Below are 18,230 nucleotides of genomic sequence, written 5' to 3'. Positions count from 1 at the left end.
GGTAATGGATCACACCGGGCCGGTGTCCCGTTGACACCGGGTGCCAGGGCTTCTAGCGTCACGTCTGCGGAAGGTACTAAGCGGTCGCTCACCCAGAGCGCACGCTCCGCACGGGCCGCATCCCCAGGACGAGGAGAAGCAGCGAATGTCCACCACTGAGCAGCGGGTCGCCGTAGTCACCGGAGCCGCGCGCGGCATCGGTGCCGCCACCGCCGTACGACTGGCCGCCGAGGGCCGCGCCGTCGCCGTCATCGACCTCGACGAGGCCGCCTGCAAGGACACCGTGGAGAAGATCACCGCGGCCGGCGGCCGGGCGATCGCGGTCGGCTGCGACGTCTCCGACGAGGCACAGGTCGAGGCGGCCGTCGCGCGGATCGCGGAGGAGTTGGGCGCCCCGACCATCCTCGTCAACAACGCGGGCGTGCTGCGCGACAACCTGCTGTTCAAGATGAGCGTCTCCGACTGGGACACCGTCATGAACGTGCACCTGCGCGGTGCCTTCCTGATGTCGAAGGCCTGCCAGAAGCACATGGTGGACGCCAGGTTCGGGCGCATCGTCAACCTGTCCTCCTCCTCCGCCCTCGGCAACCGCGGCCAGGTCAACTACTCCGCCGCCAAGGCCGGTCTCCAGGGCTTCACCAAGACCCTCGCCAAGGAACTGGGCAAGTTCGGCGTCACCGCCAACGCCGTCGCCCCCGGCTTCATCGCCACCGAGATGACCAAGGCCACCGCCGACCGCGTCGGGATGGGCTTCGACGACTTCAAGGCCGCCGCCGCCACCCAGATCCCGGTCGCCCGCGTCGGCGAGCCCGAGGACATCGCCAACGCCATCGCCTTCTTCACCGGCGAGGCCGCCGGCTTCGTCTCCGGCCAGGTGCTGTACGTGGCCGGCGGACCGCTCGACTAGGGCGCGCGGAGACTAGGGAACACTGGGAATAGGGACCACTGACATGACTGAACTCCCCGCCCTCTCCGGCAAGGTCGCGCTCGTCACCGGCGCCAGCCGCGGCATCGGCTACGGCGTCGCCGAGGCGCTCGTCGCGCGCGGCGACCGGGTCTGCATCACCGGCCGCAACGAGGACGCGCTGAAGGAGGCCGTCGACAGGCTCGGCTCCGACCGGGTCATCGGCGTCGCCGGCAAGGCGCACGACGAGGCCCACCAGGCCGTCGCCGTCGAGCGCGTGATGGAGGCCTTCGGCCGCGTCGACTTCCTGGTCAACAACGCCGGTACCAACCCGGTGTTCGGCCCGATCGCCGACCTCGACCTGAACGTGGCGCGCAAGGTCTTCGAGACCAACGTGATCTCGGCGCTCGGCTTCGCCCAGCGCACCTGGCACGCCTGGCAGAAGGACAACGGCGGCGCGATCGTCAACATCGCCTCCGTCGCGGGCCTGTCGCCCTCGCCCTTCATCGCCGCGTACGGCGTCAGCAAGGCCGCGCTGATCAACCTCACCGCGCAGCTGGCGCACGAGTTCGCGCCCAAGGTGCGGGTCAACGCGATCGCCCCGGCGGTCGTGAAGACCAAGTTCGCCGCCGCCCTGTACGAGGGCCGCGAGGAGGAGGCCGCCGCGGGCTACCCGCTGGGCCGGCTCGGCGTGCCCTCCGACATCGGCGGCGCCGCCGCGTTCCTCACCTCGGAGCAGTCCGACTGGGTCACCGGCCAGACGCTCGTCGTCGACGGCGGCATCTTCCTCAACGCCGGCGTGGCCTGATCTCGCCCACGAGAACCCCTCCAGATCGATCCCGGACACGGGCGCCGTCCACGCGAACGGCGCCCGTGTCCGCGTATCGGAACCCCGTGCACGATGACAACGTAGTCATCCTCAAATGATCAAAACCCCTGTTCAGAAGGGGGTTCAGGGGGCAGGGCGCTGCGGTATGGTCTGCCGACCCTTGGTACGGCGGATCGAGGAGCGTGCGCGTGTTCAACCGGAAGCGAGGCCTGCGGCGGGTCGCGGCCATCGTGTCCATATCGTCACTGGTCACCGGATGCGGCATCCTGTCGTCCGACGGTCCGGAGGACGAGGAGCCGATCGTCGTCGGGACCACCAGCGCTCCCAGCACCCTCGATCCGGCCGCGTCCTGGGACGGCTCCTGGGAACTGTTCCGGAACATCTACCAGACGCTCCTCAGTTACCCCAGCGGGGCCACCGCACCCCAGCCCGACGCCGCCGAGCAGTGCTCGTTCACCGACAGCACGAACCAGGTCTACCGCTGCCGGCTCCGCGAGGGCCTGACCTTCTCCGACGGCGACCGCCTCGACGCCCGGGCCGTCAAGTACTCGATCGACCGGATCAAGGACATCAACGTCAACGGGGGGCCGGCCGGCCTGCTCGGCAGCCTCGAACGGGTGCAGGCGCCCAGCGAGCGCGAGGTGGTCTTCCACCTCAACAAGCCCGACGCCACCTTCCCGTTCGTGCTCGCCACGCCCGCCCTGTCGATCGTCGACCCCGGCGACTACCCCGCCGACGCCCTGCGCGAAGGCAACGGCGCCGTGGGCTCCGGCCCGTACACCCTCCAGACGTACGAGGACGGCGAGCGGGCCGAACTCGTGCGCAACGACCGCTACGAGGGCTTCGCCGAACGGCACAACAAGGCGGTGACCATCCGCTACTTCAAGGACTCCGCCGGCATGGTGAAGGCGCTGCGCGACGGAGAGATCCAGGCGACCTACCGCGGCCTGGCCGCCGACGACGTGGTCACGCTCCAGGGCAAGGAGGGCAAGGAGGAGAACCTCCAGCTGGTCGAGGGCAGCGGTACGGAGATCAGCTACCTCGTCTTCAACCCCGAGGACCCGTGGGCGGGACGCAAGGAGGTGCGCCAGGCCGTCGCCCAGGTGATCGACCGGACGGTGATCGCCCACCGGATCTACCGGGACACCGTCGACCCGCTGTACTCGATGGTCCCCAAGGGCCTCACCGGTCACACCACGGGCTTCTTCGACGACTACGGCGACCCGAGCGTCCCCAAGGCCCGCAAGATACTCCAGGACGCCAACATCACCGACCCGGTCCCGCTCACCCTCTGGTACACCACCGACCGCTACGGCTCCGAGACGGCCAAGGAGTTCGAGGAGATCAAGCGGCAGCTCGACGCCTCCGGCCTGTTCAAGGTCACCCTCAAGAGCCGCCCCTGGAAGACGTACGTCGCCGGCTACCAGAAGGGCGAGTACCCGGTCTTCGGACGCGGCTGGTCCCCGGACTTCCCGGACGCGGAGAACTTCATCGCCCCCTTCGTCGGCGAGCAGAACGCGCTCGGCACGCCCTACCTCACCCCGGAGATCACCGGCACGCTGCTGCCGCGCTCCCGCCGGGAGAGCGACCGCGCCAACGTGGAGCGGGAGTTCGAGCAGGCGCAGCAGATCATGGTGGACGACGCGCGGCTGCTGCCGCTGTGGCAGGGCAAGCAGTACGTGGCCGCCAGCACGGACATCTCGGGCGCGGAGCAGGCCCTGGACCCGTCGACGATCATGATGATGTGGCAGCTCGAACGGAAGACGAGCTGGTAGGCGCCCCCGTTGTCAGTGGTCGGCGGTAGGTTCGTGAGCAGTGGAAGCCACCGCACAGCGTAAGGAAGTTGACGTGACCGACATCGCCATGCTGCCCGAGTCCTGGCGCGAGGTGCTGGGCGGCGAGCTGCAACAGCCCTACTTCAAGGAGCTGATGGAGTTCGTCGAGGAGGAGCGGGCGAACGGCCCCGTCTACCCGCCGCGCGAGGAGGTCTTCGCCGCGCTGGAGGCCACGCCGTTCGACCGGGTGAAGGTGCTGGTCCTCGGCCAGGACCCGTATCACGGGGAGGGCCAGGGGCACGGGCTGTGCTTCTCGGTCCGCCCTGGGGTGAAGGTCCCGCCGTCCCTGCGCAACATCTACAAGGAGATGCACGCGGAGCTGGACACCCCGATCCCGGACAACGGCTATCTGATGCCGTGGGCGAAGCAGGGCGTCCTGCTGCTCAACGCGGTGCTCACGGTCCGGGCCGGCGAGGCCAACTCGCACAAGTCCCGCGGCTGGGAGCTGTTCACCGACGCGGTGATCCGCGCGGTGGCCGACCGGACCGACCCGGCGGTGTTCGTGCTGTGGGGCAACTACGCGCAGAAGAAGCTGCCGCTGATCGACGAGAGGCGGCACGTCGTGGTCAAGGGGGCGCACCCCTCCCCGCTGTCCGCGAAGAAGTTCTTCGGCTCCCGCCCCTTCACGCAGATCAACGAGGCGGTCGCCGCGCAGGGCCACGAACCGATCGACTGGACCATCCCGAACCTGGGCTGAGCCGGGCCCGGTGCCGCCTGACGGGCAAAGCGGACGCGTGCGGTTAGCGTCGTCGGGACAGCCGACGAGGGCACGGAGGACGCGGTGGCGAAGGGACAGGAGCAGGCGGCGCCGGATGCGGTGCTGACGCGGATCGGCCAGGTGGCCATGCTGCACCACGCGGGCGACCGCGAGGAGGCCCGGCACCGCTTCCTCGGCCTGTGGGCGGAGATCGGCGAGCGCGGCGACGCCCTGCACCGCTGCACGCTGGCCCACTACCTGGCCGACACCCAGGACGACCCCGAGGAGGAGCTGGCCTGGGACCTGCGGGCGCTGTCGGCGGCCGAGGAACTGACGGACCTGCTCGCCGACCGGCACGAGGGCACGCCCGCCGCCCGGGCCCTGTATCCCTCCCTCCACCTGAACGTGGCGGCGGACTACGACCGGCTCGGGCACCGCGAGGCCGCCCGGCTGCACCTGAGGCGTGCCCGCGCCGCGGCCGAGTCCCTGGCCCCCGGGCGCTACGGGGAGGGCGTACGCGCCTCCATCGAGCGACTGGAGCTGCGTCTGGACCGCGCCGGCCGGGGCCCGGACGGGCCCGACCGGCCGGGGGAGTGGGGCCGGCCGCCGCGGCAGCGGCCCTAGTCCCCGGCCCCCCGTGCGGTGCGGGCCGGGTCAGTGGCCGTATGCCTGCTCGCAGATGCGGGCCTCGGGGCTGCCCGGCCGCCAACCGCCGTACTGCTTGCCGAGGGAGCACACGTCCGCCTTACCGCCGGTGCCGCCGCCGGACACGCGGGGCGGTTCCGGTACCCGGGGCCGGGAGGGCTCGGGCGCACGGGTGTGCGCCGGTGGCGCGGGGCGGGCGGGCCGCCGTTCGGGGGCGCGGGCGGCCGGGGGACGGTGCGGCGCGGACGGGGCCGCCGGGGGCCGCGTGCGGCGCGGCTCCCCGCCGGCGCGCTCTGGGCTCGGAGAGGGGCCAATCATCTCCAGCGCCTCCCGGGCCGGTGCCTGGACGACCCGGGGCTCGGCCGGGCCGTCCGGGCGCGGCGCGGACGAGCGGGCGCCGGCCGTCGGCGGGCCGTCCGGGGCCGGGCTCCTGACCGTCGTACAGCCGGTCAGGGCCGAGACAGCCACGGTCACCAGAAGCGTTGCGGTGGTCGTCGTTCGATGCACCCGCGTCACTCTGCTGGTTCGGGCACCCCCGACCGGCGCCGGACGAGCGGAGGTTGCCCCGCACGGGTGATCTCCGGCCCCGTACGGAGTCCCGCGGGCGACCAGAGGTGACGTCAGTCGCCGGTGGCTCCGTCCAGGCGCTCGCGGATCAGGTCCGCGTGCCCGTTGTGACGGGCGTACTCCTCGATCATGTGGGTGTGGATCCAGCGCAGGGTGTAGCGCTCGCCGGTGCGCAGGTGCTTGCCCCGGGTCGGTTCGTCCAGGGGGACTCCGGCCGCGTTGCGGCGGGCCGCCTCGATCTCGGCCTGCCAGGTGGCGTGGGCCTGCGCGAAGGTGTCCGACTCGGTGAGCCGGAACTCGCCGTCCGGGTCGTCGTCGGAGTAGTAGATCGGGCCCGCGTCCTCGGCCGCCAGCACTCTGCGGTACCAGCTGCGCTCCACTTCCGCCATGTGCCGGACGAGTCCCATCAGGGACAGCGTCGACGGGGCCACGGCGGCGGTCCTCAACTGCTCGTCGGTGAGTCCCTCGCACTTCCAGGCGAGGGTCTGCCGGTGGTACTCGAGCCAGCCCTCCAGCATCGTGCGTTCGTCGGCGTCGACGGGGGGTTCGCGGCGTTCGGTCGTCATCCCGGCATCCTCGCTCAGAACGGCCGGTCCCACCAGGGGATTTCAGCTGTCCGGCCCGCCGCCCAGCATGCCGTCCAGGAGCTCTTGCAGCCCCGACCGCACCTCCTGGAGGCCCGGCACCTCGGCGTGGAAGGTCCCGGCCACGCAGCTGAACATCAGGCCGTCCGCCCAGGCGACCAGCGAGAGCACGTGCCGGGCCGGGTCGGCCGAGCCCATCGCCGTGACGAGGGCGCCCAGCTGCTCCCGGAAGCGGGCGCCCGCCGTGTCGAAATGCGCCCGCAGCTCGGGGCGGCGGGTGGCCTCCAGCGCCAGTTCGTACCGGGCCAGCGTCAGCGCGCGGTTGCGGGTCAGGGCGCGGTGGGTCGCCAGCGCCAGCGCGTCCACCAGGGCGTCGAGGCCGGCGCGCGGGTCCGGCATCTCGTGCAGCGCCAGCACCCGGGCCTCCCGGTCGGCCAGCCGCCGCACCGCCAGCTCCAGCAGCGCCTGCCGGGTCCGCGCGACGTTGGAGGTGGAGCCCTGGGGGAGTGCGGCCGTCTCGTCGACCGCCCGGTGCGTGAGCCCGCGCATCCCGCGTTCGGCGAGCAGGGCCAGGGCGGCGTCGGCGACCAGGTCGGCGCGGGAGGCGCCCGCCGAGGGGCCGGGGGATGCGGTGCGTGCGGACATGGACATCAACCTACCCGCCTCACTACGGCTGTAGTACAGTCGGCGGCAGGTGCTACTACATCTGTAGTGAGCCAGGCGTCGAGGAAGTGCCGAGGAGAGCCATGACACGCACCAAGACGGCCGTCGTGATCGGCGGCGGCATCGGCGGCCTGACCGCGGCGGCGGCCCTGTACCAGAGCGGCCTGCGGGTCACCGTGCTGGAGCGCGCACCCTCGCTCCGGCCGATCGGCGCGGCCATCTCGCTGTCGCCCAACGCCCTGCGCGCCCTGGACGTGATCGGACTCGGCGAGGAGATCCGCGGCCTCGCCGCCTGGCAGGGCGACGGGGGACTGCGCACCCCCGGCGGCCGCTGGCTCTCCCGGTCCAGCGCCGAGGCCGCCGCGGCACGCTTCGGCGGTCCGCTGGTGCTGCTGCACCGGTCCACCCTCATCGAGCGCCTCGCCGCGCTGCTGCCGCCGGACGCCGTCCGCACGGCCGCCGACGCGAGGGTCGCCGACCCCGGGGACCGCGACCGTCCGGCCACCGTTCGCACCCCGGACGGCGAACTGGAGGCCGACCTGGTCGTGGCGGCCGACGGCATCCACTCCGCCGCGCGCCGCGCGCTCTTCCCGGACCACCCGGGCCCCGTCTACTCCGGCTTCACCACCTGGCGGGTGGTGATCCCGGTCCCCGGCGCCGAGTTCGCCTCCCACGAGACCTGGGGCCGGGGCCGCATCTGGGGCACGCACCCGCTGGGAGACGGCCGGGTCTACGCCTACGCCGCCGCCCTCGCCCCGGCCGGCGGACACGCGGCCGACGAGAGGGCCGAACTGCTGCACCGCTACGGCGACTGGCACCACCCCGTCCCCGCCGTCCTCGCGGCCGCCCGTCCCGAGGACGTCCTGCGCCACGACGTGCACCACATCGCCGAACCGCTGCCGGCTTACCACCGCGGCCGGGTCGCCCTCCTCGGGGACGCCGCGCACGCCATGCCGCCCATGCTCGGACAGGGCGGCAACCAGGCCGTCGAGGACGCGGTGGTGCTCGCCCACCACAGCCAGGACCTCGCCGCCTACACGGCCGCCCGGCTGCCCCGCACCTCCGCGGTCGCCCGGCAGGCCGTCAAGGTCGCCCGCCTCAACCTGATGAGCAACCGGGCCGGGATCGCCGTCCGCGACGCCGCGATCCTCGCCCTGTCCAAGACCGGACCGGCCCTGTTCCTGCGCGGCTTCGACGGCATCGCCGACTGGCGGCCCCCGCAGCCCCCGTATGCTTCCCGGCGGACCCAGGTCGCAGAGCGTCACGAGCGTTAGAGGAGCACATCCCGTGAAGGTCGGCTGCATCGGACTCGGCGACATCGCGCAGAAGGCCTACCTGCCGGTGCTCGCCGCCCTTCCCGGGATCGAACCGCACCTGCAGACCCGCACCCCCGCCACCCTCACCCGGGTCGCGGACCGGCTGCGCATCCCGCCGGCGCAGCGCCACGCCGACCTCGACGCGCTCCTCGCGCAGGGCCTGGACGCCGCCTTCGTGCACGCGCCGACCGCGGCCCACCCCGAGATCGTGACCCGGCTCCTCGAAGCCGGCGTCCCCACCTACGTCGACAAGCCCCTCGCCTACGAACTCGCCGACTCCGAGCGCCTGGTGACCCTCGCCGAAGAGCGCGGTACCAGCCTCGCCGTCGGCTTCAACCGGCGCCACGCCCCCGGGTACGCGCAGTGCGCCGAGCACCCGCGCGAGCTGATCCTCATGCAGAAGAACCGCACCGGACTGCCCGAGGACCCGCGCACGATGATCCTCGACGACTTCATCCACGTCGTCGACACGCTGAGGTTCCTGGTGCCGGGACCGGTCGACGACGTGACCGTGCGCGCCCGTGCCGAGGACGGCCTGCTCCACCACGTCGTGCTCCAGCTCGCCGGGGACGGCTTCACCGCGCTCGGTGTGATGAACCGGCTCAGCGGCTCGGCGGAGGAGATCCTGGAGGTCTCCGGCCAGGACACCAAGCGGCAGGTGGTCAACCTCGCCGAGGTGATCGACCACAAGGGCCAGCCCACCGTGCGGCGGCGCGGCGACTGGGTTCCGGTGGCCCGGCAGCGCGGCATCGAGCAGGCGGTGCTCGCCTTCCTCGACGCGGTGCGCGCGGGACGGGTGCTCAGCGCCCGGGACGCGCTGGAGACCCATGAGCTGTGCGAGCGCGTGGTGCGGGCCGTGCTCGACCGCTCCTCCTGAGCCGCACCGTCCGCACACCCTCGGCGGCGCCCCAGGCCGCGAGGGTGAGCAGCGCCGCGTACACCGTCCAGTCGCCGTAGCGGACGTACGGCGTGCTGCCGTGGGTGAGGGGGATCTCGTACACCCGCGAGGCGCTCGCGTCGGTGCCGAGCCAGGAGCCGATCCGCGCGCCGTTCGCGTCGTAGACGGCGGAGACGCCGGTGAGTGTCGCGTGCACCATCGGCCGGCCGGTCTCGGCGGCGCGCAGCGCGGCCAGCGAGGCGTGCTGCTCGGGGGCCCAGGTGTGCTGGAAGGTCGAGGTCGAGGACTGGGCGACCAGCACCTGGGCACCGTCGGCGACGAGACTGCGGCTCATGTCGGGAAACGCGCTCTCGAAGCAGACCATCGGCCCGATCCGCAGGCCGTCGCCGACGTCCATCACCACCTGCTCGGTGCCCTGCCTGCGGTCCTCGCCCGCCGCCTTGCCCACGGAGGTGGCCCAGCCGAGCACCGAGCGGAACGGCACGTACTCCCCGAAGGGGACGAGCCGTATCTTGTCGTACCGGTCGCCGGTCGGGCCCTGGGGGCCGACGAGCACCGAACTCTTGTAGATGCCGGGTTTGTCGGAGCGCCGCGCGTCCACGTTGACCAGGATGTCCGCGCCGGTCTCCCGGGACAGCGCGGCGAGCCGCCGGGCGAGGTCGGGCCGGTCGCCCAGGTCGAAGCCGACGCTGCTCTCGCCCCAGACGATCAGTTCGAGGTCCCGGTCCGCGAGCCGCCGGGTCAGCCGCTCCTCGCGGTCGAACCGCCGGTCGGCGCTGTCCGCCCCGGCGACGACGCCCGGCTGCACCACGGCGATCGCGGCCCGCTCGTCGGAGTCGGGGCGCGGTGACCAGACCCAGGCCGCCGAGGTGGCCGCGGCCGTGGCGACGAGCCCCGCCAGGGCCGGCACCCTCGCCCGGCGCACGGCGACGAGGACGGCGAGCGCGACGTTGACGGTCACCACCAGGAAGCTGAGCAGCCACACGCCGCCCACCGAGGCGAGCCGCAGCGCCGGGGCCACCTGCCACTGGCTGGCACCGAGCATCCCCCAGGGACCGCCGAGCCCCTGCCAGGAGCGGACCAGCTCCGCCAGCAGCCAGCCCGACGGCAGCACCACCAGGGCCGCCGCGACCCGCCCGGCGGACGGCACCCCGCCCAGTGTCCGGCGCACCAGCCAGCCCCACGGAACCCACAGCGCGCCGAGCAGCGCGGCGATGACGAACGTGAACACGTGCAGATTCGGCAGCAGCCAGTGATGCATGGCCAGCACGAAGCCGAACCCGCCGCACCACCCGTCGTACGCCGCGCGTTTGCCGCCCGGCGCGGTCCGGGCCAGCAGGATCCAGGGGACCAGCGCGCACCAGGCCCACCACCACAGGGCCGGGCCCGGGAAGGCGAGTACGGGCAGGGCCCCGGCGAGCACGGCGAGGGCCGAGCGCCGCCACGGGGAGGCGAGCCAGTGGTCGAGCGTCTTCATGGGCTCCTCCCTATCGATGATCCCTACCCGGTGATCCCTCCAGTGTGCGCACGCGACGAGGGCGAATTCAGTTGATCACACCGAAGTCCGTGCCGGTCACACCGAGGCCTGTCCGGCGCGTGCGACCTGACCTAGGATGATCGATGATCGATCAAAGCGCGGAGGTAGTCATGACACGGCCCATCACGGTGGTCACCGGCGGCAGCCGGGGGATCGGAGCGGCGACCGCTCTGCGCCTCGCGGCGGACGGCCACGACGTCGTCGTGGGCTACGCACGTGACTCCGCGGCCGCCGAAACGGTCGTGGCGGGGGTGTGCGAGGCGGGCGGCCGGGGTGTCGCGGTGCGCGCGGACACGTCCGTCGAGGCCGACGTCGAGCGGCTTTTCGACGTGGCGGAGGAGCGGCTGGGCCCGGTAACCGGGCTGGTGAACAACGCGGCCGTGACCGGCCCGCTGGGGCGGCTCGCCGACAGCGACCCCGCGGACCTGCGGCGGGTCCTCGACGTCAACCTGCTGGGCGTGCTGCTGTGCGCCCGGCGGGCGGCACGGCTGATGACCCCGCGCGGGAGCGGTGCGATCGTGAACGTGTCGTCCGGCGCCGCGACCCTCGGCAGCCCGGGGGAGTACGTGCACTACGCGGCGAGCAAGGCGGGCGTCGACGCGCTGACCCTGGGCCTGGCCAAGGAACTCGGCCCGGACGGGATCCGGGTCAACGCCGTCGCGCCCGGGGTGATCGACACCGAGATGCACGCGGCGGCGGGCGATGCAGGGCGGGCGGCGCGGATGGGGGCGGCGGTGCCGCTGGGGCGCGCGGGCCGGGCGGAGGAGATCGCCGCGGCGATCTCCTGGCTGCTGTCGCCCGAGGCGTCGTACACGACGGGGACGGTGCTCCGGGTGGCGGGCGGGCGCTGACCGGGCCCTGGAGCCGGCCGGGGCGGCGCGGGGTGGTTTGCCGCTCAGGCCGCCTCGATGACCTCGCCGCGGATCGCGGTCGCCCACTCGACCACCAGCAACTCGTACTCCACGCGCTCCTGCGCGGACAGGGTCCCGCCCGCGCGCCGCCACAGCGCGCGGATCTGCTCGTTCAGTTCCGCGGCGGACCGCACGGAACCAGGCGTCATGTAATCGGGGGACATGCGGGCAAGCCTAGGGGCAAGCACTGACACTGCGCTACCGCTCGGCTACACAAGCGGTTCGTCTCAGCCGGCGGACTCCGCGGCGTGCGGGCTGAGGACACCGGCCGCGACCAGGGCGATGATGACGATGCCGAGCGCGATGCGGTACCAGACGAACGGCATGAAGCTCTTGGTGGAGATGAACTTCATGAACCAGGCGATGACCACGTACCCGGTGGCGAAGGCGATGACCGTGGCGAAGAGCGTGGGTCCCCAGGAGACGTGGTCGCTCTCCATCGCGTCCTTCAGTTCGAAGACGCCGGAAGCGAGCACCGCGGGGATCGCGAGCAGGAACGAGTACCGCGCGGCGGCCTCGCGCCGGTAGCCCATGAAGAGGCCGCCGCTGATGGTCGCGCCGGAGCGGGAGACGCCGGGGATGAGGGCCGCCGCCTGGCACAGGCCGTAGATCAGGCCGTCCCGCACGCCCAGGTTCTCCAGCTCCTTGCGCTGCTGCGGCGCGCGGTGCCGGCCGCCCTTCTCGTCCCGGGCGGCCATCCGGTCGGCGATGCCGATGATCACGCCGACGACGATCAGCATCGTCGCGGTGATCCGCAGGTCGCGGAAGGGGCCCTCGATCTGGTCCTTCAGCGTCAGTCCGAGCACCCCGATCGGGATCGAGCCGACGATCACCAGCCAGCCCATGCGCGCGTCGGGGTCGTGGCGCATCGACTTGTCGGTGAGCGAGCGCGTCCACGCCGCGATGATCCGCCCGATGTCCTTGCGGAAGTAGATGAGCACCGCGGCCTCGGTGCCGATCTGCGTGATCGCGGTGAAGGCCGCACCCGGGTCGTGCCAGCCGGAGAACGCCGCGGTCAGCCGCAGGTGCGCGCTGGAGGACACGGGGAGGAACTCGGTCAGTCCCTGGACGAGTCCGAGGACGAGGGATTCAAACCAAGACATGGCGTTGCGTCAGTCCAAGCGGCGATCGGGGAACGGCGATAAACGGTCGGCGGACACGCCGAACCGTCGCGTGCGGTGATCGGGACCTGGCGTGCCGAGGGGCAGCGTAGCGCCCCGAAATGAACCCCGGGCGACGGGGGTGAGCGGGCCGCTACGCCACCGCGGGGCCCGCCACCGTCCAGCCGGGGACCTGCGGATGGGCGGTCAGGTCCTCGTGGCGGACGGTGTCGCCGCAGGCGGGGCAGGTGACCTGGGGGACCAGTTCGTGGCCGCAGGCGTGCTCGATCACCATGGGACGGTCGCCGTCCGCGCGCAGATGCCGGTCCCCCCACGCCATGAGGGTCATCAGGACCGGCTCCAGCTCCAGGCCCGCCCGGGTCGGCCGGTACTCGAAGCGCCGCGGGCGGTCGCTGTACGGCCGCCGGTCCAGGATTCCCGCGTCGACGAGCCGCCGCAGCCGGGTGGTGAGGATGTCGCGCGGGGCGCCGGTGTTGCGCACCAGCTGGTCGAAGCGGCCGTTGCCGAGGCAGACCTCGCGCAGGACGAGCAGGGAGTACTTCTCGCCGACGAGCGCCAGGGTGTCGGCGATCGAACAGGGACGCGGGTTCTTGGGAGCGGCGGCCATGACGGCCAGTCTAGGCGAGGACCACGAGAGGGTTTGAATTTCCAACTCACCGGTCTATGGTGAGTCCAGATTTCCTACTCACTGGTAGTTCCGCACCGGCAGTTCGCCGACCACCGACCACCGGAGGCCCGCACCATGCGTGACGCAGTCGTCGTGGAAGCCGTACGTACCCCCATCGGAAAGGGCAGGCCGAACGGCGCCCTCGCCCACGTCCATCCCGTGGAACTCCTCGCGCACACGCTGCGCACCCTCGTCGAGCGGTCCGGCGTCGACCCGGCGCTGATCGACGACGTCATCGGCGGCACCGTGGACCAGGTCGGCGAGCAGGCCATGAACACCACCCGCTACGCCCTGCTCTCCGCGGGTTTCCCCGAGTCCGTCCCCGCGACCACCGTGGACCGGCAGTGCGGCTCCTCCCAGCAGGCCGTCCACTTCGCCGCGCAGGGTGTCATCGCTGGGGCGTACGACCTCGTGGTCGCCTGCGGGGTCGAGTCCATGAGCCGGGTGCCGATGTGGTCGAACGTGCCGCCCGGTGCCGACCCCTTCGGACCCGGAATCGCCGCCCGCTACCCGGAGGGGCTCGTCCCGCAGGGCATCAGCGCCGAACTGATCGCCGCCAAGTGGTCGCTCACCCGGGAGCGCATGGACGCCTTCGCCGTCTCCTCGCACCGGAAGGCCGCGGCCGCCTGGGACTCCGGCCGCTTCGACGCCGAGATCGCGCCCCTGGACGGTGTCTCGCGCGACGAGTGCGTCCGTCCGGACAGCAGCGTCGAGGTGCTCGCCGGCCTCAGGCCCGCCTACCACGACCCGGCCTTCGCCGAACGGTTCCCGCAGATCGAGTGGAACGTCACGGCGGGCAACGCGAGCCCCGTCAACGACGGCGCCTCGGCCGTGCTGATCACGTCGAGCGAGACCGCGGCCCGCCTCGGCCTGCGCCCCCTCGCCCGGCTGCACAGCTTCGCCGTGACCGGCTCCGATCCGCTGCTGATGCTCACCGGCGTCGTCCCGGCCACCGAGAAGGTGCTGCGCCGGGCGTCGCTCTCCCTCGGCGACATCGACCTGTTCGAGGTCAACGAGGCCTTCGCGAGCGTCGTGCTGGCCTGGCAGCAGGAGACCGGCGCCGACCTCGACAAGGTCAACGTGCACGGCGGGGCCATCGCGCTCGGCCATCCGCTGGGCGCGAGCGGCACCCGCCTGACCACCACCCTCGTGCACGCCCTGCACGACCGCGGCGCCCGCTACGGCTTGCAGACCATGTGCGAGGCGGGCGGTCTCGCCAACGCCATGATCCTGGAGGCGGTGTAACGCCCCGTCAGTGCCCGCGCAGCCGGTGCCGCTTGCGCCAGGCCACCACCGCGCCCGCGAGCCCCGGCAGGGCGATGCAGGCCAGCGCGATCAGGAAGGCGGGGGAGGTCGGCGTCGAGGCGCGGGCGCCCGCGACGACGTAGGCGGCGGTGTTGGGGATCGAGCCGAGCCCCGTCGCCAGCAGGAAGGGCAGCAGGCCCATCCGGGACACGGCGGCGCAGTAGTTGGCGGCGGCGAACGGCACCCCGGGGAACAGCCGCGCCGCCAGCATCGAGCGGAAGCCGTGCCGGCTGAGCTGCCCGTCCGCGGCCTTGAGCCACTTGCCCCGCAGCAGCGGTCGCAGCGCCTCCTGGCCGAGCACCCGGCCGAGACAGAAGGCGATCCCGGCGCCGAGCACCGTCCCCGCCAGCGCGGAGGCCAGCCCCAGCTGCGAGCCGAACAGGGCGCCGGCCGCCAGGTTGAGCAGCGGGCGGGGCACGAAGGCGACCGTGCACAGCCCGTACGCCAGCGCGTACGCGAGGGCCGCCGCCGCACCCCCGAGCTGCGGCGGCCAGCCGTCGGTCAGCAACTGCTGCGGCTGGAACAGGACCACTGTCGTCGCGGCCGAGGCCAGCAGGGCGACGAGCAGGGACAGCCGTGACCACGGCGACAGCAGCACTCTCGTCACACGCGCGGTGAAGCCGGTCGGCGCGACCGGTCCGGCGGCGGTGGCGACGGCGAGTTCGGCGGCGGCCCGGGGAGAGACCGTGGCGGTGCCCCCAGAGCGGGTGGTGGCATCGAGCATCCGGTGACACTAACCGACACATGTGTGTGATCGCCGTATGGTGCGTCTCATGAGCGTCACAACCGGGCCGATTCCGGACGCGCCGCACAGCGCCCTCGCCGACACGGTACTGGAGCGGCTCACCGTCGCATACCCCGCCGCGGCCGACCCCGCGCGGGCCGCCGGGCAGCGGGCGTACATGAGGGACGTGGCGCCTTTCCTGGGCCTGACCTCGCCCGTTCGCCGCTCCCTGTCCCGCACGGTGCTGGCCGGCGTGCCCCGCCCGGACGAGTCGGACTGCGCCGCGGTCGCGCTGCGCTGCTGGCGGCTGCCCGAGCGCGAGTACCACTACTTCGCCGTCGACTACCTGCGCCGGTATGTGACGCACTGCTCGTCCGGTTTCCTGCCCGTGACCCGTTATCTGCTCACCACGGTCCCCTGGTGGGACACCGTCGACCTGCTCGCCGCGCACGTCGTCGGGGGCCTGGTCGCCGCCGACCGCGGCCTCACGGCCGAGATGGACGCCTGGATCGAGGACGCGGACCTCTGGCTGGTCCGCGCGGCGCTCCTGCACCAGTTGCGCTACAAGGAACGCACCGACACCGGCCGCCTCTTCGGCTACTGCGCGCGCCGGTCGGGCCACGGCGACTTCTTCGTCCGCAAGGCCGTCGGCTGGTGCCTGCGCGAGTACGCCAAGACCGATCCGGACGCCGTGCGCGCCTTCGTGGCCGAGCACCGCACCGGCCTGGCACCCCTGTCCGTGCGCGAGGCGCTGCGGACCATCGGACCGTAACCCGCACGACGACGCCGCGCCGAACTCCCGTTCCGGTAAAAACCATTCGACGGGGGGCGAAGTGTCGGCAAGGATCGGCGTCATGTTCCGGTACGCCTTCCACCTCGCAGCATCCGCGGTCGCGGATGCCCCGAAGGCTGCCGTCACCCACGTCACCGCCGCAGTCGACGGCGCCCGAAGCTGACCCTCCCCGGATCGTCCGGCGGACCCCGCAGGGGGAGGGTCGGCCGGACCCGGGGGTCCCCACCACCGCCACGAGGCTTCGAGGTACCGCCATGTCCAAGACGGCGTACGTCCGCACCAAACCGCATCTGAACATCGGCACGATGGGCCATGTCGACCACGGCAAGACCACCCTGACCGCCGCCATCACCAAGGTCCTCGCCGAGCGCGGGGCCGGCACGTTCGTGCCGTTCGACCGCATCGACCGCGCCCCCGAGGAGGCGGCGCGCGGCATCACCATCAACATCGCGCACGTCGAGTACGAGACCGACACGCGGCACTACGCGCACGTCGACATGCCCGGCCACGCCGACTACGTGGTTCGCGCACCCTGTCATACTGTCGTCAAGCGCAACGAGGGGCGGGAACGTGGAGGAGATCGACCTCTATCTACGGAAAAGCAGGATCACACGCGAGGGCGTGGAGGCCCTCACGTTCAGGACGCAGGAGGAGCGGGGGCGGGCATGGGCCGACCGCCACAACTACCGAGTCCGCAAGATATGGAAAGACAACCTCTCCGCCTGGACGGACGCGAAGCGCCCTGACTTCGAGAAGGCACTAGGTGCCCTGCGCCGCGCAGAGGTACCGGCACTGTGGTGCTACGCCGTCGACCGGTTCGACCGGAAGGGGGCGGGCTCAGTCATCCAAGTACTTGACTCCGGCGCGCGGATCGTCTTCGACTACGAGCGGTTGGACAGTGCCGACCCGCGGGACCGGGAACGGATCATCACTGACGCTGAGCGCGCGAAGTCAGCGTCTGACCTCCTCTCCCATCGTGTTCGAGATACGAAGCAAGGGCAACGACGACGGGGAGAGTGGCTTGGCGCGGCACCCTTCGGCCTCCGCAAGGACAAGCGCGGGAAGCTGCACCACGGTAGGCACTGGGACACGGTTCTCCGCGTCATCAGTGAAGTTGCTGACGGCTACCCGCCCCGTGGCGTTGCACGTCGACTGACGGAGGACGGTAAGCCGTCTCCCAAGGGCGGGCCGTGGAACGCGTCGACGGTACGCCGCATCGTCTACAACCCGGTATACGAGGGGTGGCAAGTTGTTGCCCTGTCCCGTGACTACACGTGGCCCGTGGCGTACAGGAACGAGGCGGGAGAGCGCGTCCGTGTGTTCGCTGACGACGTCAAGCCGGTCCCCGCGGACCTCGTCGCGAAGGCTCGACGAGTCCACGCCGGCCACCAGAGAGGCTCACTGGGGCCTCGTGTCGGTAAGCCGACGCACCTACTGACGGACCTCCTACGGTGCGGCGGCTGCGGGGCCAAGATGCCGACAAGCGGACGCTCCTACGTCTGCAACGGGCACGCCATGGGCAAGCCGTGTCCGGCCCCTGCGTCAGCCATGCGGGTGCGCATCGAGGAGTACGTCTACCGGGCGTGGGTCGGGGCCGTGAGTGCGGCCGACGTGGGCACAGGCGACCCCCTGATGATCGCAGTTGCGGAGCGCTGGGCCGCCCTCGTCGCACCGGAGGAGACGGAGGAGGCACAGGAAGCACTAGGCGCCGTCAAGGCTGCGGAGGTAGCCGTCGAACGGCTCGCCAACGATCGCGCAAAGGGCCTCTACGACGGCTCCATGGGCAAGTACTTCCCGCGCCTCGTCGCGGAGGCGGAGGAGACGCTCAGGGAGGCACAGGAGCGAGCCGACGCCCTCACTGGCGGGAACATCGACCTAACGATGTTCGACGATGCTGACATGCTCGAAGCAGCATGGAACGCCGCCGACTTGCCGATGCGCCGTGACCTCCTGCGCGTCGCCATCGAGAAAATCACGGTGACGCAGGCTGTTCGACGTGGGGCGCCATTCGACGGCGACGCCCGGTGCGACATCGAATGGGCCACGCCAGACGAGGCGTAGCCACACACGGCAGAGCCCCCGTCGGAACACTCCGGCGGGGGCTCTTCGTTACTCCCCGGCGCGTTTCCCTGTCGTACGACCTTCGGCGATCTGTTGGGCACGCGCCCGGCTGACGCCCAGCACCGCCCCAACTTCGGCGTGACTCATCCCCCCGTCGCGCATCTCTCTGACGG

At 72.1% G+C, this 18,230-nt stretch carries 19 protein-coding genes and 1 pseudogene; 12 read left to right on the top strand and 8 right to left on the bottom strand.

What is annotated here, in order from left to right; genetic code table 11:
- The first annotated feature begins 145 nt into the window (after positions 1 to 145).
- From fabG to ACIRGB_RS21095, 5 genes are all read left to right on the top strand, one after another.
- Positions 146 to 907 (top strand): 3-oxoacyl-ACP reductase FabG, encoded by a 762-nt coding sequence (fabG, locus tag ACIRGB_RS21115; RefSeq protein ID WP_403867063.1) that lies wholly within the window; start codon positions 146 to 148, stop codon positions 905 to 907.
- A 43-nt stretch (positions 908 to 950) separates the two neighbouring features.
- A complete protein-coding gene (locus ACIRGB_RS21110; protein WP_104635130.1) occupies positions 951 to 1,712 on the top strand; it encodes an SDR family oxidoreductase in 762 nt (253 codons plus the stop codon).
- Positions 1,713 to 1,921: 209 nt separating this feature from the next.
- On the top strand, positions 1,922 to 3,508 hold the full coding sequence (locus ACIRGB_RS21105) for an ABC transporter substrate-binding protein (protein WP_403867060.1): 1,587 nt from the start codon (positions 1,922 to 1,924) through the stop codon (positions 3,506 to 3,508).
- Between the two features lie 73 nt (positions 3,509 to 3,581).
- Positions 3,582 to 4,265: a uracil-DNA glycosylase gene (gene ung / locus ACIRGB_RS21100; RefSeq protein ID WP_403867057.1), complete on the top strand. Its 684-nt coding sequence runs from the start codon at positions 3,582 to 3,584 to the stop codon at positions 4,263 to 4,265.
- 84 nt (positions 4,266 to 4,349) lie between these two features.
- Positions 4,350 to 4,889 (top strand): hypothetical protein, encoded by a 540-nt coding sequence (locus ACIRGB_RS21095; protein WP_403867054.1) that lies wholly within the window; start codon positions 4,350 to 4,352, stop codon positions 4,887 to 4,889.
- Positions 4,890 to 4,919: 30 nt separating this feature from the next.
- Here the strand turns inward: ACIRGB_RS21095 and ACIRGB_RS21090 are convergent, their stop codons facing one another.
- The 3 genes from ACIRGB_RS21090 to ACIRGB_RS21080 all read right to left on the bottom strand — a co-directional run bounded on the left by ACIRGB_RS21090 (position 4,920) and on the right by ACIRGB_RS21080 (position 6,706).
- Positions 4,920 to 5,378 carry a hypothetical protein gene (locus ACIRGB_RS21090; RefSeq protein WP_403867051.1) on the bottom strand — a complete coding sequence of 153 codons (459 nt, stop codon included), beginning with the start codon at positions 5,376 to 5,378 and terminating at the stop codon, positions 4,920 to 4,922.
- A gap of 152 nt (positions 5,379 to 5,530) precedes the next feature.
- Positions 5,531 to 6,043: a DinB family protein gene (locus ACIRGB_RS21085; protein WP_403867048.1), complete on the bottom strand. Its 513-nt coding sequence runs from the start codon at positions 6,041 to 6,043 to the stop codon at positions 5,531 to 5,533.
- A 42-nt stretch (positions 6,044 to 6,085) separates the two neighbouring features.
- Positions 6,086 to 6,706, bottom strand: coding sequence for a TetR/AcrR family transcriptional regulator (locus ACIRGB_RS21080; protein WP_403867045.1), 621 nt, complete (start codon positions 6,704 to 6,706; stop codon positions 6,086 to 6,088).
- 101 nt (positions 6,707 to 6,807) lie between these two features.
- On the opposite strand from ACIRGB_RS21080, the gene ACIRGB_RS21075 reads away from it, so the two are divergent.
- Together ACIRGB_RS21075 and ACIRGB_RS21070 are read left to right on the top strand one after the other, a co-directional pair.
- On the top strand, positions 6,808 to 7,998 hold the full coding sequence (locus ACIRGB_RS21075; RefSeq protein WP_403867042.1) for an FAD-dependent monooxygenase: 1,191 nt from the start codon (positions 6,808 to 6,810) through the stop codon (positions 7,996 to 7,998).
- A 13-nt stretch (positions 7,999 to 8,011) separates the two neighbouring features.
- Complete coding sequence (locus ACIRGB_RS21070) at positions 8,012 to 8,917, top strand: Gfo/Idh/MocA family protein (protein ID WP_403867039.1); 906 nt, start codon at positions 8,012 to 8,014, stop codon at positions 8,915 to 8,917.
- On the opposite strand, the gene lnt is transcribed toward ACIRGB_RS21070, so the two are convergent.
- Positions 8,841 to 10,415, bottom strand: coding sequence for an apolipoprotein N-acyltransferase (lnt, locus tag ACIRGB_RS21065; RefSeq protein WP_403867036.1), 1,575 nt, complete (start codon positions 10,413 to 10,415; stop codon positions 8,841 to 8,843). The genes ACIRGB_RS21070 and lnt overlap by 77 nt on opposite strands.
- A 170-nt stretch (positions 10,416 to 10,585) precedes the next feature.
- Here lnt and ACIRGB_RS21060 point away from each other — a divergent pair, with 170 nt between their 5' ends.
- Positions 10,586 to 11,326 (top strand): SDR family NAD(P)-dependent oxidoreductase, encoded by a 741-nt coding sequence (locus tag ACIRGB_RS21060; RefSeq protein ID WP_403867034.1) that lies wholly within the window; start codon positions 10,586 to 10,588, stop codon positions 11,324 to 11,326.
- Between the two features lie 44 nt (positions 11,327 to 11,370).
- Here the strand turns inward: ACIRGB_RS21060 and ACIRGB_RS21055 are convergent, their stop codons facing one another.
- The 3 genes from ACIRGB_RS21055 to ACIRGB_RS21045 all read right to left on the bottom strand — a co-directional run bounded on the left by ACIRGB_RS21055 (position 11,371) and on the right by ACIRGB_RS21045 (position 13,114).
- A complete protein-coding gene (locus tag ACIRGB_RS21055; RefSeq protein WP_403867031.1) occupies positions 11,371 to 11,550 on the bottom strand; it encodes a hypothetical protein in 180 nt (59 codons plus the stop codon).
- A gap of 63 nt (positions 11,551 to 11,613) precedes the next feature.
- Positions 11,614 to 12,489, bottom strand: a complete 876-nt coding sequence (locus ACIRGB_RS21050; protein ID WP_386651711.1) for an undecaprenyl-diphosphate phosphatase — start codon at positions 12,487 to 12,489, stop codon at positions 11,614 to 11,616.
- Between the two features lie 151 nt (positions 12,490 to 12,640).
- Positions 12,641 to 13,114, bottom strand: a complete 474-nt coding sequence (locus ACIRGB_RS21045) for a winged helix-turn-helix transcriptional regulator (RefSeq protein WP_403867027.1) — start codon at positions 13,112 to 13,114, stop codon at positions 12,641 to 12,643.
- A 135-nt stretch (positions 13,115 to 13,249) separates the two neighbouring features.
- On the opposite strand from ACIRGB_RS21045, the gene ACIRGB_RS21040 reads away from it, so the two are divergent.
- Positions 13,250 to 14,419, top strand: a complete 1,170-nt coding sequence (locus ACIRGB_RS21040; protein WP_403867024.1) for a thiolase family protein — start codon at positions 13,250 to 13,252, stop codon at positions 14,417 to 14,419.
- 7 nt (positions 14,420 to 14,426) lie between these two features.
- On the opposite strand, the gene ACIRGB_RS21035 is transcribed toward ACIRGB_RS21040, so the two are convergent.
- On the bottom strand, positions 14,427 to 15,203 hold the full coding sequence (locus tag ACIRGB_RS21035; RefSeq protein WP_403867021.1) for a TVP38/TMEM64 family protein: 777 nt from the start codon (positions 15,201 to 15,203) through the stop codon (positions 14,427 to 14,429).
- Positions 15,204 to 15,252: 49 nt separating this feature from the next.
- On the opposite strand from ACIRGB_RS21035, the gene ACIRGB_RS21030 reads away from it, so the two are divergent.
- The 3 genes and pseudogenes from ACIRGB_RS21030 (at position 15,253) to ACIRGB_RS21020 (ending at position 18,057) form a co-directional block, all read left to right on the top strand.
- Entirely contained in the window at positions 15,253 to 15,975 is a 723-nt protein-coding gene (locus ACIRGB_RS21030; RefSeq protein ID WP_403867018.1) for a DNA alkylation repair protein, read from the top strand.
- 275 nt (positions 15,976 to 16,250) lie between these two features.
- A pseudogene (locus tag ACIRGB_RS21025) lies at positions 16,251 to 16,517 on the top strand (GTP-binding protein); the annotation flags it as partial.
- A 49-nt stretch (positions 16,518 to 16,566) separates the two neighbouring features.
- On the top strand, positions 16,567 to 18,057 hold the full coding sequence (locus ACIRGB_RS21020; protein ID WP_403867016.1) for a recombinase family protein: 1,491 nt from the start codon (positions 16,567 to 16,569) through the stop codon (positions 18,055 to 18,057).
- Positions 18,058 to 18,230: the final 173 nt, after the last annotated feature.

The sequence above is a fragment of the Streptomyces sp. NPDC102490 genome (assembly GCF_044765285.1).
Lineage (GTDB): Bacteria > Actinomycetota > Actinomycetes > Streptomycetales > Streptomycetaceae > Streptomyces.
This window is presented reverse-complemented; position numbering and strand designations above follow the sequence as displayed.